General features: G+C 72.9%; 9 protein-coding genes. 4 read left to right on the forward strand and 5 right to left on the reverse strand.

All coding sequences use genetic code 11. The features are described 5' to 3' along the window. Positions 1-159 precede the first annotated feature (159 nt). A complete protein-coding gene (locus ACFYVL_RS10390; RefSeq protein ID WP_389242849.1) occupies positions 160-3,303 on the forward strand; it encodes a sacsin N-terminal ATP-binding-like domain-containing protein in 3,144 nt (1,047 codons plus the stop codon). Between the two features lie 109 nt (positions 3,304-3,412). On the opposite strand, the gene ACFYVL_RS10395 is transcribed toward ACFYVL_RS10390, so the two are convergent. Beyond that, the gene (locus tag ACFYVL_RS10395; RefSeq protein ID WP_389242851.1) at positions 3,413-5,839 is read right to left on the reverse strand and encodes an HAD-IC family P-type ATPase; all 2,427 of its coding nucleotides are present in this window, start codon (positions 5,837-5,839) and stop codon (positions 3,413-3,415) included. A 182-nt stretch (positions 5,840-6,021) separates the two neighbouring features. Continuing rightward, entirely contained in the window at positions 6,022-6,300 is a 279-nt protein-coding gene (locus ACFYVL_RS10400) for a DUF2530 domain-containing protein (RefSeq protein WP_389242853.1), read from the reverse strand. Positions 6,301-6,500: 200 nt separating this feature from the next. On the opposite strand from ACFYVL_RS10400, the gene ACFYVL_RS10405 reads away from it, so the two are divergent. Beyond that, complete coding sequence (locus ACFYVL_RS10405; RefSeq protein WP_389242855.1) at positions 6,501-7,964, forward strand: NCS2 family permease; 1,464 nt, start codon at positions 6,501-6,503, stop codon at positions 7,962-7,964. Between the two features lie 18 nt (positions 7,965-7,982). Here ACFYVL_RS10405 and ACFYVL_RS10410 read toward each other — a convergent pair whose 3' ends face one another. Beyond that, positions 7,983-8,165, reverse strand: a complete 183-nt coding sequence (locus ACFYVL_RS10410; RefSeq protein ID WP_389242857.1) for a toxin-antitoxin system HicB family antitoxin — start codon at positions 8,163-8,165, stop codon at positions 7,983-7,985. 142 nt (positions 8,166-8,307) lie between these two features. On the opposite strand from ACFYVL_RS10410, the gene ACFYVL_RS10415 reads away from it, so the two are divergent. Both ACFYVL_RS10415 and ACFYVL_RS10420 read left to right on the forward strand, forming a co-directional pair. After that, the gene (locus ACFYVL_RS10415; RefSeq protein ID WP_389242859.1) at positions 8,308-8,745 is read left to right on the forward strand and encodes a MarR family winged helix-turn-helix transcriptional regulator; all 438 of its coding nucleotides are present in this window, start codon (positions 8,308-8,310) and stop codon (positions 8,743-8,745) included. A 60-nt stretch (positions 8,746-8,805) separates the two neighbouring features. After that, positions 8,806-10,143 (forward strand): MFS transporter, encoded by a 1,338-nt coding sequence (locus ACFYVL_RS10420; RefSeq protein WP_389242861.1) that lies wholly within the window; start codon positions 8,806-8,808, stop codon positions 10,141-10,143. A 234-nt stretch (positions 10,144-10,377) separates the two neighbouring features. Here ACFYVL_RS10420 and ACFYVL_RS10425 read toward each other — a convergent pair whose 3' ends face one another. Together ACFYVL_RS10425 and ACFYVL_RS10430 are read right to left on the reverse strand one after the other, a co-directional pair. Further along, a complete protein-coding gene (locus tag ACFYVL_RS10425) occupies positions 10,378-12,036 on the reverse strand; it encodes an amidohydrolase (protein WP_389242863.1) in 1,659 nt (552 codons plus the stop codon). Between the two features lie 162 nt (positions 12,037-12,198). Then, the gene (locus ACFYVL_RS10430) at positions 12,199-13,647 is read right to left on the reverse strand and encodes an APC family permease (RefSeq protein WP_389243407.1); all 1,449 of its coding nucleotides are present in this window, start codon (positions 13,645-13,647) and stop codon (positions 12,199-12,201) included. Positions 13,648-13,891 lie beyond the last annotated feature (244 nt).

Raw genomic sequence — 13,891 nt, forward strand, 5'->3', positions numbered from 1 at the left:
GGAACTGCGCGAGCGGGCACGTACGGGCCGCGGACGGGCACCCGGCCCGGGAGGGCCCGCCGCCCCGGGGGCACGTGTGGATGACGGCCGCTCGGGCAGGGGCACCGCCCCAGCGCGATACGTTTCACGCCGCACACACCCCACAGAGCGGAGCACCCCGTGAGCGTCCCGGCCCCCGACGGCGGAGATCCCACCACCCCCGGCGACCCGTTCGGCACCGCCCGTCTGCGGCGCGGGGTGCTCGACGCGTGGGCCGCGACCCCCGTCCGCTTCCGCGAGGACGCCAACGCCGAGGAGGACCTCGCCCTCGGCGGCTACCGCGACCGCCTCGTCGTCGAACTCGCCCAGAACGCCGCGGACGCCGCCGCCCGCGCCCGCACGGCCGGCCGGCTGCGGCTCACCCTGCACCCGGCCACCCCCGACGCCCCCGCCGTGCTCGCCGCCGCCAACACCGGCGCCCCGCTCGACGCCGCCGGGGCCGAGTCCCTCAGCACCCTGCGCGCCTCCGCCAAGCGGGCGGACACCGACACCGCCGTCGGCCGCTTCGGCGTCGGGTTCGCCGCCGTGCTCGCGGTCAGCGACGAGCCCGCCGTGGTCGGCCGGCACGGCGGCGTGCGCTGGTCGCTCGCCGAGGCCAGGGGGATGGCCGACGAGGCGGCCCTGGACAGTCCCGGCCTCGCCGACGAGATCCGGCGGCGGGACGGGCACGTACCCCTGCTGCGCCTTCCGCTGCCCGCCGAGGGCACCGCTCCCGACGGGTACGACACCGTCGTCATCCTGCCGCTGCGCGACCCGGCGGCCCTGGCCCTGGTCGAGCACCTGCTGGCGGCGGTCGACGACGCCCTGCTGCTGACCCTGCCCGGCCTGGCCGAGGTCGTCGTGGAGACCCCGGAAGGGGTGCGCACGCTGTCCCGGGAGGAGCACGGGCCGTACGTCCACATCCGGGACACCGGCGCCGACGGCACCGGCGCCCGCACCACCCGCTGGCGCACCCACGCCGCCGCCGGGGCCCTCGGCCGGGACCTGCTCGCCGACCGGCCCGTCGAGGAGCGGCTGCGGCCCCACTGGTCGCTCACCTGGGCGGTGCCCGTCGACGGCGAGGGCGCGCCGCTGCCGCCCCGTACCGCCGCTGTCGTGCACGCGCCGACGCCCACCGACGAACCGCTCGGCGTGCCCGCCCTCCTCATCGCCTCCTTCCCGCTCGACCCCACCCGGCGCCACCCGGCACCGGGCCCGCTCACCGACTTCCTCGTCGAGCGGGCCGCCGACGCCTACGCCGAGCTGCTCGGCGGCTGGCAGCCGGTCGGCACCGGGACCATCGACCTGGTGCCGGGGCCGCTCGGCAAGGGCGCCCTGGACGGGGCGCTGCGGGCCGCCGTCGTCGGACGGCTGCCGCGCGTCGCGTTCCTGCTGCCCGCCGCGCCCACCGAGGAGCAGCCCGCGCTGCGCCCGTTCGAGGCGGAGGTCGTCGAAGGGGCGGGGGAGGAGACCGTACGGGTCCTCGCCGAGGTCCTGCCGACGCTGCTGCCCGCCGGTCTTGAGCGGCGGGCCGAACTGCGGACCCTGGGCGTCGGACGGCTGCCGCTCGGCGACGCCATCGAGCGCATCGCGGGCGCCGAGCGCGCCCCCGACTGGTGGCGGCGGCTGTACGAGTCCCTCGCCGGCATCGACCCGGACCGGCTGGCGGGGCTCCCGGTGCCGCTCGCCAACGGGCGTACCGCGATCGGCCCCCGGCAGGTCCTGCTGCCGCTCCCCGACTCCACCCCCGAGGCCGCCGGACAGCTCGCCCGGCTCGGACTGCGGGTCGCCCACGCCGACGCCGCCCACCCCCTGCTGGAGAAGCTCGGCGCCCTCCCGGCGACGCCCCGCGCCGTGCTGACCACCCCCCAGGTGCGGGCGGCCGTCGCCGCCTCGCTCGACGGGGCCGACCTGTGGGACGAGGACGCGCTCGACGCCGACGAACTCGTGGAGACGGTGCTGGGCCTGGTCAGGGACGCCGAACTGGCGCCCGGCGACGAGCCCTGGCTCGGCGCGCTCGCCCTGCCCGACGAGGACGGCGAGACCTCGCCCGCCGGCGAGCTGGTGGTTCCCGGCAGCGCCTTCGCCGGGATCATGCGGGAGGGCGAACTGGCGCTCGTGGAGCAGGAGCTGGCCGACCGCTGGGGCGAGCGGACCCTGGCCGCCTGCGGTGTGCTGGCGACCTTCGCGCTCGTACGGGCGACGGACGTCGTGCTCGACCCCGACGAGTTCGAGCCCCGGGACTCCGACTACGCCGAGCCGGACGACGCCGGGCTGCTCGACGCCGTCGACGTGTGGTGCGAGGACCTCCTCGACCAGCTGCCGGACACCCCGGTACCGCCGGTCGCCACGGAGATCGTCGCGGTCCGCGACCTCGATCTGGTCGACGACGACAAGTGGCCGCAGGCCCTCGCGCTGCTCGCGCAGCCGCCGCTGCGGGACGCGCTGACCCAGCAGGTGCGGGTGCTGCTGCCGGACGGCACCACCCGTTCGGTGCGCCCGTACACCGCCTGGTGGCTGCGCGACCACCCGGTGCTCGACGGCCGCCGGCCCGCCGGACTGCTCGCCGCGGGCGGCGACGCACTCCTGGAGGGCCTGTACGACGAGGCGGACGCGACCGGCTTCGACGACGAGCAGGTGCTCCGGGCCCTGGGCGTACGGACGACGCTGGCCTCGCTGCTCGCCGAGCCGGGCGGGGCCGCCGAGCTGCTGGCCCGGCTCACGGACCCGGCGGCGGAGCTGACCGAACGGCAGCTGCACGCGCTGTACACGGCGCTGGCGGCGCTCGACCCCGAACAGGTCACGCTGCCCGACGAGTTGCGGGTGGTCGTCGACGGCGACCTCGCGGTGGTGGACGCGGGCGAGGCGCTGATCGCGGACGTGCCGGACCTGCTGCCGCTGACCGGGGGGCTGCCGCTGCTGCCGGTGGCCCCGGCGCTGGCCGCGGCGCTGGCCGAGCTCCTCCAGGTGCGGCGGGTCAGCGAGACGGTGGCGGCGGAGGTGGCGGAGGCCGGTACGGAGCACGAGGTGCCGGCCGCGGTGCGGGTCCTGCTCGGCCCCGACACCCCGGACGTCTACCGCGAGCACGACGAACTCCGGGCCGGGGGCGTCGAGCTGGACTGGCGGCGGACGCCCGACGGCGTGATCCACGCGGCCACGCTGGAGGGGGTGGCGGCGGGCCTGGCCTGGGCGGCGGGGGAGTGGCCGCGGAGGTTCGAGGTGGCGGCGCTGCTGGAGGATCCGACGCGGACGGGGGAGTTGTCGCGGGACCGCTGGTTCGACTGAGGGAGCGGGGGCGTCGGGGGGTCGGCTCCGCCGGGGGCCGCCCCCCTGGCCCGCCCGTTCCGCCCCCGAGGGGCCCCGCCGCCCAAGGGGGCGGCGGGGCTTCAGGGCGTCAGGCGGGCCACTTCCGGCCGACCCAGCGCCAGACCGCTTCGAGCAGTACGGCGGCGGCCACCGCGATGCCGACGGCAGTCCACGGCATCGTCGTGCCCACCAGCTTCAGCGCGAAGAAGTTCTGCAGCCACGGCACGGCCAGCACCAGCAGGAAGCCCACTCCCATCGTGGCCACCAGGCCGATCCGCCACCAGGTGTACGGCCGGGCGATGATCGCCAGTACCCACATCGCGACCAGGAACAGCGTCAGCGTCGCCGCGCTGGTCTCCGCCGCCAGCGCGTCCGCACCGGTGTAGTGGGACCGGGCCAGCAGGTACGTGGTGAAGGTCGCGGCGGCGGCGATGATGCCGCTGGGGATCGAGTACCGCATCACCCTGCGCACGAAGTGCGGCTTGGCCCGCTCCTTGTTCGGCGCGAGGGCCAGGAAGAAGGCCGGGACACCGATCGTCAGGGTGGAGAGCAGCGTCAGGTGGCGCGGCAGGAACGGGTAGTCGACCTGGGTGCACACCACGAGGATGGCCAGCAGCACCGAGTAGACCGTCTTCGTCAGGAAGAGGGTCGCGACCCGGGTGATGTTGCCGATGACCCGGCGGCCCTCGGCGACCACCGAGGGGAGGGTGGCGAAGCTGTTGTTGAGGAGGACGATCTGCGCGACCGCGCGGGTGGCCTCCGAGCCCGAGCCCATCGAGACGCCGATGTCGGCGTCCTTCAGCGCCAGTACGTCGTTGACGCCGTCGCCGGTCATGGCGACCGTGTGGCCCTTGGACTGGAGGGCGGCGACCATGTCGCGCTTCTGCTGGGGGGTGACCCGGCCGAAGACCGCGTTCTCGTCGAGGACCTTGGCCATCTCGGCCTGGTCCTTGGGGAGGGTGCGCGCGTCGACGGTGTTCTCCGCGCCGGGCAGGCCGAGCTTGCCGGCCACCGCGCCCACCGACACCGCGTTGTCGCCGGAGATCACCTTCGCGGCGACGTTCTGGTCGGCGAAGTAGGCGAGGGTCTCGCCCGCGTCGGGGCGCAGCCGCTGTTCGAGCACGACCAGCGCGGTCGCCGTCGCACCCGCCGACACCTGCGGGTCGTCCAGCTCGCCGGCCGCCCGTGCGAGCAGCAGCACGCGCAGCCCCTGGGCGTTCAGCTCGTCGATCTCGGCGAGCGCGGGGTCGCCCTCGGGCAGCAGGACGTCCGGGGCGCCGAGCAGCCAGGTCGAGTTCTCGCCGGTGCCGTCGCTGAAGGAGGCACCGCTGTACTTGCGGGCGGAGGAGAAGGGCAGCGACTCCAGCACCCGCCACTCGGCCTCGTCCGGGTAGGCGTCCTTGATCGCCTGGAGGCTGGCGTTCGGCCGCGGGTCGGACTCGCCGAGCGCCCCGAGCACCTGCTTCACGTAGCTCTCGTCCGCGCCGCCCAGCGGGCGCAGCTCGGTGACGTCCATGCCGCCCTCGGTGAGGGTGCCCGTCTTGTCGAGGCAGACGACGTCGACGCGGGCCAGCCCCTCGATCGCGGGCAGCTCCTGCACCAGGCACTGCTTGCGGCCGAGCCGGATGACGCCGATCGCGAAGGCGACGGAGGTCAGCAGGACCAGGCCCTCGGGGATCATCGGGACGATGCCGCCGATGGTGCGGGCGACGGAGTCCGCGAAGGCGTTCTCCTTCGCGAACATCTGGCTGAGGATCAGCCCCAGCGCGGTCGGGACCATCATCCAGGTGACGTACTTGAGGATGGTGGAGATACCGCTGCGCAGCTCGGAGTGGACGAGCGTGAAGCGCGAGGCCTCCTCGGCGAGCTGTGCCGCGTACGCCTCCCGGCCGACCTTGGTCGCGGTGAAGGCGCCGCCGCCCGCGACGACGAACGAGCCGGACATCATCGGGTCGCCCGGCTTCTTGAGCACCGGGTCGGCCTCGCCGGTCAGCAGCGACTCGTCGACCTCCAGGTTGTCGGCCTCGGCGACCTCGCCGTCGACCACCACCTTGTCGCCCGGTCCCAGTTCGATGACGTCGCCGAGCACGATCTGGGAGGTGGAGATCTCGGCGGCGACCCCGTCCCGGCGCACCGTCGGCTTGGCCTCGCCGATGACCGCGAGCCCGTCCAGGGTCTTCTTGGCGCGCAGTTCCTGGATGATGCCGATGCCGGTGTTCGCGATGATCACGAAGCCGAACAGGCTGTCCTGAATGGGCGCGACGACGAGCATGATCGCCCAGAGCACGCCGATGATCGCGTTGAAGCGGGTGAAGACATTGCCCCGGACGATCTCCGCCGTCGAACGCGAACTGCGCACCGGGACGTCATTGACCTCACCGCGCGCTATCCGCTCCGCCACCTCGGCGGCGGTGAGCCCTCTCGTGCGCGTCGCCACGGCCACGGCCGGTGCGCCGTCGGGTGGTCCCACCGGGTGTACGGGGTCGAGCTCCGAGCCCGCGTCAATGTGTGTCATGCGTTCGACGGTACGGGTGGAAGTACGCGTTCACCCGTCGAACAGCGGCAAGATCATGCCTCGGCAGGATGAGGACAGGCCAAAGGTCGTACAAAGGCACTTCCCGGTGTCTGCTAAAGCATGACGGAACCGGGCCCGGCCGTGCTAAGGGAGGCCCAGGTGACCGGAGGGGGCCGGCCGGTTCAGGCGGAACCGGCCGCTTCGCGCTCCGCCTTCTCCGCGGCGAACCGCTTGAGCGCCGCGTCGCGTCCGCGCACGTACCAGATGCCGATGAGGCCGAGTCCGGCGCCGGCCAGCGGGGTCCAGTACCACCAGACCAGGTCGCGGTCGGCGAACCAGCCGTAGAACGCGGCCTGCCCGAGGAAGATCACGAACCAGATGACCGTGCCGCCGACGATGGTGCCGACGACGGGCCCCTCCAGGGGCTCGGGTGCCTCGTGCTGCGCTGTCCACTTCGCCATGCGAGTCAGTGTAGGCCGCACCCGGTGAGGGGTCGCGGCAAGGCCGACGGCCCTGTCCGCACAGGGGTCTACGCGCGGAGATACCGATCTTCCCCTTATGCATTCATACTGAATCTGCTTTGGTTTGACTGGTTCCGTTCGTTTAAACCTCCAAGTCAGACCGGATTTCGCCCCGCTCCTGTCTCCCCGTGAGGTCATGCATGCCCCCCGCCAGCTCCCCGGTGGACGCCGCCGAGTCGTCCGCACCGAAGCCCTCGCAGCCGCAGGGGCCGGTCAACGGACTCGACCGGTTCTTCAAGATCACTGAGCGGGGTTCGACGGTCGCCCGCGAGCTGCGCGGCGGTCTCGCCACCTTCTTCGCGATGGCGTACATCATCGTGCTGAACCCGATCATCCTCGGCAGCGCCAAGGACATGTACGGGCACCAGCTCGACAACGGCCAGCTGGTCACCGCCACCGTGCTGACCGCCGCCCTCTCCACCCTCCTGATGGGCGTCATCGGCAACGTCCCGATCGCGCTGGCCGCCGGCCTCGGCGTCAACACCGTCGTCGCCCTCCAGCTCGCGCCGAAGATGAGCTGGCCCGACGCGATGGGCATGGTCGTCCTCGCCGGTGTCGTCGTCATGCTGATGGTCGCCACCGGACTGCGGGAGCGCGTGATGAACGCGGTGCCGCTGGGGCTGCGCAAGGGCATCGCGATCGGCATCGGCCTGTTCATCATGCTGATCGGCCTCGTCGACTCGGGCTTCGTCTCCCGGATGCCGGACGCCGCGCACACCACCGTCCCGCTCCAGCTCGGCACCGGCGGCCACCTCGTCGGCTGGCCGGTCCTGATCTTCGTGCTCGGCGTGCTGCTCACGCTGGCGCTGCTGACCCGCAAGGTGCCCGGCGCGATCCTGATCTCGATGGTCGTGATGACCGTCCTCGCGATGATCATCAACGCCGTCGCCGATGTGAAGAGCTGGGGCCTGACCACGCCCGAGTGGCCCGGCAACCCGGTCGCGATGCCCGACTTCGGGCTGATCGGCAAGGTCAGCCTGTTCGGCGGCTTCGAGAAGGTCGGCCTGCTGACCGGCCTCCTGTTCGTCTTCTCGGTGCTGCTCTCCTGCTTCTTCGACGCGATGGGCACCATCCTCGCGGTCGGCGACGAGGCCAAGCTGACCGACGAGAAGGGCAACCTGCCCGGCGTCAACAAGGTCCTGCTCGTCGACGGCCTCGCGGTCGCCGCGGGCGGCGGCACCTCCTCCTCCGCCACCACCTGCTTCGTGGAGTCCACCGCGGGCGTCGGCGAGGGCGCGCGCACCGGCCTGGCCAACATGGTCACCGGCGGTCTCTTCGCCGTCGGCCTGTTCCTGACCCCGCTGGTCACGATGGTCCCGTCGCAGGCGGCCACCCCGGCACTGCTCGCGGTCGGCTTCCTGATCCTGTCCGGCTCGGTCCGGGCCATCGACTGGTCCGACTACACGATCGCGGTGCCGGCGTTCCTGACGATGCTGATGATGCCGTTCACGTACTCGATCACGAACGGCATCGGCATCGGCTTCGTCAGCTTCTGCGTGCTGCGGCTGGCCGCGGGCCGCGGGCGCGAGGTGCCGGTCGCGATGTACTGCGTCTCGGCCGTCTTCGCCTTCTACTACCTGATGCCGGCCCTGGGCCTGACGTAACCCGCCCTCCCCCCTCGGCTAGGCGGCCCCGTAGAACTTCTCCGTCTCGTCGACCGCGGTCTTGAACCGCTCGTCGAAGTCGTCGCGAATGAGCGTCCGGACCACATAGTCCTGGACGCTCATTCCTCGTTTCGCGGCCCGTTCGCGCAGCCGGTCGTGGAGATCAGCGTCTATGCGCAGGCTGAGCACCGATGAGTCCATCTCCCCAGGGTCGGCCGGTGCTCCCGGGCCGTGCGTCACTTTTCGGCCCCAGCTCACCCTTACGGGTGACGTCGGCCACCCTCGGCACGCCCCCTGTGATTCAGGTGGTCTTTAGAGTGGGTAATGAGTTACGCTAACAAACATGCCTGACCTGTCCCACGGCGACAACGCCGCCGCCGTGAACGCCCTCCGCTCCGCAGTCATGCTGCTGAGCCGGCGCCTGAAGCACCAGCGAGTCGACGAGTCGCTGAGCCCCACCGAGATGTCGGTGCTCGGCACCCTCGCCCGCTGTGGTTCGGCGACCCCCGGGGAGCTGGCCCGCAAGGAGCACGTCCAGCCTCCGTCGATGACCCGCATCGTCGCGCTGCTCGAAGCCAAGGGGCTGGTCAGGCTCGAACCGCACCCCGACGACCGCCGCCAGAAGGTGGTCCGCCAGACCGAGACCGCCGAAGCCATGCTCGAAGAGAGCCGGCGCAAGCGGAACGCCTGGCTGGCCCATCTCGCCGACGGTCTGGACGAGGACGACTGGGCGAAGCTGCGCGCTGCCGCCCCGGTCCTGGAGAAACTCGCCCACCTGTAGCCCACCCGGGCCCCAGGGGGCACACACGACCCCGCGCGCCGCCAAGGAGGCGAACCCACTTTGAGTACGGGAACCGGAGCAGACTCCGCCCCCGCACCGACCGCACCTACTTCCATGTTCAGCTCGCTCAGGAACCGGAACTACCGGCTCTTCGCAAGCGGGCAAGTCGTTTCCAACACCGGCACCTGGATGCAGCGCATCGCCCAGGACTGGCTGGTTCTCTCCCTCACGGGCTCGGCGTCCGCCGTCGGTCTGACCATCGCCCTGCAGTTCCTTCCCATGCTGCTGTTCGGCCTGTACGGAGGCGTGCTCGCCGACCGGCTGCCGAAGCGTCCCCTGCTCCTGGCGACGCAGTCCGCGATGGGACTCACCGGCCTCGCGCTGGCGGCACTCACCCTGACCGGGAACGTCGAGGTGTGGCACGTCTACGCGACCGCCTTCGTCGGCGGTCTGGTCACCGTCGTCGACAACCCGGCCCGGCAGACCTTCGTCGCCGAGATGGTCGGCCCCGACCAGATCCGCAACGCGGTCAGCCTGAACTCCGCGAACTTCCAGTCGGCCCGGCTGGTCGGTCCCGCGGTCGCCGGTGTCCTGATCACCGCCGTCGGCAGCGGCTACGCCTTCCTGCTCAACGGCCTGTCCTTCCTCGCGCCGATCGCCGGTCTGCTGATGATGCGGACCTCCGAGCTGCACAAGGTGGAGCGCACCCCGCGCGGCAAGGGACAGCTGCGCGAGGGCCTGCGGTACGTGGCCGGGCGGCCCGAGCTGATCTGGCCGATCGTCCTCGTCGGCTTCATCGGCACCTTCGGGTTCAACTTCCCGATCTGGCTCTCGGCCTTCGTCGACGACGTCTTCCACGGGGACGCCGGGACCTACGGCCTGCTCAACACCCTGATGGCGGCCGGCTCGCTGGCGGGTGCGCTGCTCGCGGCCCGGCGCGGCACCTCGCGGCTGCGGCTGCTGGTGGGAGCGGCGCTGCTGTTCGGCGTGCTGGAACTGGTGACGGCGTTCGCGCCGGAGTTCTGGCTGTTCGCCGTGATGATGGTGCCGATCGGCATGTTCGGGCTGACGGTCAACGTCACCGCGAACTCCAGCGTCCAGATGGCGACCGATCCCGCGATGCGGGGGCGGGTGATGGCCCTGTTCATGATGGTCTTCACCGGCGGCACCCCGCTGGGAGCGCCGCTGCTGGGCTGGGTCACCGACACCTACGGTGCCCGGGTCGGCTTCGCGGCGGGCGGTGTGATCTCCGCACTCGCCGCCGCCGGAATCGGCCTGCTGCTGTGCCGCGTCGGCGGCCTGCGCCCCAAGCTGGACCTGCGCAGGGGCCACCAGCACCTGACCCTGGTCCCCAGCGCCCGCGCGGCCAAGCACAAAGACCTGGTAGCAGTCGCCTGACCCCCGCCCCCGCCCCCCTGGGGCGACGGGGCCCGCCCTAGCCCCCCGCCCCCACCCCGCCCCCGCCCCCTTGGGCGGCGGGGCCGCCCCCCGGGGGCGGAACGGGCGGGCAAGGGGGCGGCCCCCGGCGGAGCCGAACCCTCCGGCCCCGTCCACCCCGGCGGAGCCGAACCCCCACCCCCGGACGCCCCGGCGGAGCCGCACCCCCACTCCGCCCCGCCGGAGGCCCACCCCTCACCCCTCCGCCGCGTACACCTCCACACCCCCCACGTACGTCCCCTCGACCCGCGCCTCCGCGATCCCCTCCGCCGGCCCCGCGAAGATGTCCCGGTCCAGGACCGTCAGGTCCGCGAGAGCGCCCACCCGGATCGACCCGGTGTCGTCCAGATGGTTCACGTACGCGCTGCCCGCCGTGTACGCCGCGACCGCCGCGCCCAGATCGATGCGCTGTTCCGGCAGGAACACCGGCGTCCCCTCCGCCGCCCCCGGCTCCCGCCGCGTCACCGCCACCTGGAGCGCCTCCAGCGGGTCCGGGCTGCTGACCGGCCAGTCGCTGCCCGCGCACAGCGTCGCCCCGCTGCGCAGCAGGTCCCCGAAGGGGTACTGGTGGGCGGCCCGCTCCGCGCCCAGGAACGGAATGGTCAGCTCGTCCATCTGGGGCTCGTGGGCGGCCCACAGCGCCTGGATGTTGGCGCTCGCGCCCAGTTCCCGGAACCGGGGGACGTCGTCGGGGTGCACCACCTGGAGGTGCGCGAGGTGCGGACGGGTGTCGCGCCACCCGTTGGCCTTACGGGCCGCCGCGACCGCGTCCAGCGCCTCCCGCACCGCCCGGTCGCCCAGCGCGTGGAAGTGCACCTGGAAGTCCGCCGCGTCGAGCGAGGTGACGTACGCGCGCAGCCGCTCGGGGTCGATGAAGGAGATCCCGGAGTTGTCGGAGGCGCAGCCGCACGCGGTGAGGTACGGGCCGAGCATCGCCGCGGTGTGGTTCTCCGCGACCCCGTCCTGCATGATCTTCACGGTGGTGGCGCGCAGCCGGTCCCCGATCGTCAGCTCCTCGCGCCGGGCCAGCAGCTCCGGCAACTGCTCCTCGCCCCTGGCCCGGTCCCACCACAGCGAGCCGACCACGCGCGCGGTGAGCAGACCGTCCCGGGCCGCCCGCGCGTAGGCGGGGGAGGGGTCGGCCATCCCGGCGTGCGCGCCGAGCAGGGCGTCCTGCCAGGCGGTGACGCCCCGCGAGTGCAGCAGCCGCTGGGCGCGGAGCAGTCCGGCGAGGAGCTCGTCGGGGCCCGGCGCGGGGACCCGGCGGGCCACCAGGCCCATCGCGCCCTCCTGGAGCATCCCGGTGGGCACGCCGTCGGCGTCCCGCTCCAGCCGGCCGTCGGCCGGGTCCGGGGTGTCCGCGTCGACCGCGCACAGCTCCAGCGCCCGGGAGTTGGCGAGTCCACCGTGGTGGTCGCGGTTGACCAGGTACACGGGCCGGTCGGGGACGAGCGCGTCCAGGAACCGGCGGGTGGGCGTGCCGCCGGGGAAGGCCTCCATCGACCAGCCGCCACCGGTGATCCACTCCGCGTCGGGGTGGGCGTCGGCGTACCCGCTGATGATCTCCCGGTACTCGTCCGCGGTGACCGCGCCCGTCAGGTCGCACTGGCCCGCCTCGACGCCGCCGCCGACCGGGTGGACGTGCGCGTCCTGGAAGCCCGGGAGCAGCAGCTTGCCCGCCAGGTCCACGACCCGGGTGCGGGACCCGATCAGATCGCGCACCTCGTCGTGGCCGACGGCGACGATCCGGCCGCCGCGCACCGCGACGGAGGTCGCCCGGCTGCGCGCCGCGTCCACGGTGTGCACGGGGCCGCCGGTGAGGACGAGGTCGGCGGGCTGGTCGAAGGTCGGCATACGGGGTGCTCCTTGCGGTTCGGGGTGGTGCGGGGGTGTGCGGTCGGCGCGGGTGTCGTGGGTGTGTGTGGGGGCGTGTGTCGGCGCGGGGTCCTGGGCCCGGAGTGCGGGGCCTTCGGGGGTCCCGTACCCGAGGAGCCTCGTGGGTGGCGGACGGTTGCCTCAGAGCGGGGTGGCCGTGCGGTCCATCGGCAGGACCACCGCGTCCGGGTCGGTGCCCCGGCCGCGTCCCTCGGGGGTGAAGTACGGGGATTTCCGTACCCACTTGGCGACGGCCGCGGCCACGAGGCCGGACCCGACGACCACGGCCGGAATGGTCAGCATGAACCAGCCGTTGTCCGGGCTGGCCTCGAAGTGGTCGCTCATCGTGGCGTAGGTGTAGGCCAGGTAGCCGCCGAGGCCGAAGAGGGCCAGTCCGCTCGCGGCGGGCACGAGCACGGCGGCCAGCGCCTCCCGGGGGCCCGCGCGCAGCGAGCCGCGGAAGCGGACCGCGCAGGCGATGGCGGTCAGCCCGTAGTAGAGGGAGACGGTCAGGCCGATGGAGTTCACGGCGGTGAGGATCATGTCGTTGAGCTTGGGGATGCCGACCGCGAGCACGGAGATCCCGGCCGCGATGGCCATCAGGACGAGGGTGCCGATCGCGGGGGTGCCGAACCTCGGGTGGATCCGGGTCCACATCCTCCCGAGCGTACGGTCGCGGCCCATCGCGAGGTTGCCGCGCGCGGTGGGGATGACGCTGGACTGGAGCGAGGCGAAGGCCGAGCACATCAGGGCGGCCAGCGGCAGCGAGGCCCAGGGCTCGGCGGCGAGGTGCGAGCCGAGGAAGGTGAGGGCCTGCGGGCCGTTCTCCACCAACTCGCCGGTGTTCATGACGCGTTGGAAGGCGATCGAGGCGAAGAGGAAGAGCCCGAGCATGGTGAGGAGCGCGATGAAGCCGCCCCGGGCCGCGTCGCGCGGGTCCTTGCTTTCCTCGTTGACGCTGAACGCCGCGTCCCAGCCCCAGAAGATGAACACGGCCAGCACCAGGCCCTGGGCCAGCGACTGGCCGGAGCCGATCTCGAAGGGGTTGAGCCAGGACAGCGAGAACGGCTGGTCGCCGACGACGATCGCCCAGCCGCAGAAGACGACCAGGACGACGTACTCGAAGACCAGCAGGGCGAGCTGGAGCCGGGTGGCGCCGCGCACCCCGGTGATCGCGGTGACGGTGACGGCGACGAGCGCGACCAGGCCGACGACGGTGCTGATGCCGGTGGAGGACGGGTCCAGGGCGATGCCGAAGGCGGATTCGAGGCCGAGCTTGTTGAGGAACTGCAGGATGACCGAGCCGGTCACGGCCCCGGTGTAGGCCATGAAGATCATGGTGCCGACGAGGACGACCCACCCGGTGAGGAACCCGGGCCAGGGGCCGAGCGAGCGGCCCACCCAGGTGTAGCTGCTGCCGCAGTTGGGCTCGGTGCGGTTGAGCCGGGAGTAGGCGAGGGCGATGCCCGCGATCGGCAGGAACGCGAGGAGCAGCAGGACCGGCGTCTGGCGTCCCGCGTACGCGGCGAGCGTCCCCATGCCGATGCCGATGCTGGTGGTGGCGGCGGTGCTGGAGGCGGCGATGGCCATGCCGTCCTTGACGCCGAGGGAGCGGCGCAGGGCGGGCGGCTGCGTCGGCGACGGTGGCTGCTGCGTGTTCGGGGGCACGGCGCACACTCCTGCGGGGGTCATGGCGGCTGGTGGTGTGCGCCGATGAAACAGGCGCCGTCAGGCTTATGTCAATGGCGTTGACGTAATGCGGTCCGGTGCCGCGGTGGTTAACTGGCGGACGGCAGAAGGCGGACGGCACGGCGCGGTACGAGGCACGGGTGTG

This window comes from Streptomyces sp. NPDC004111 (assembly GCF_042874215.1).
Classification (GTDB): Bacteria; Actinomycetota; Actinomycetes; order Streptomycetales; family Streptomycetaceae; genus Streptomyces.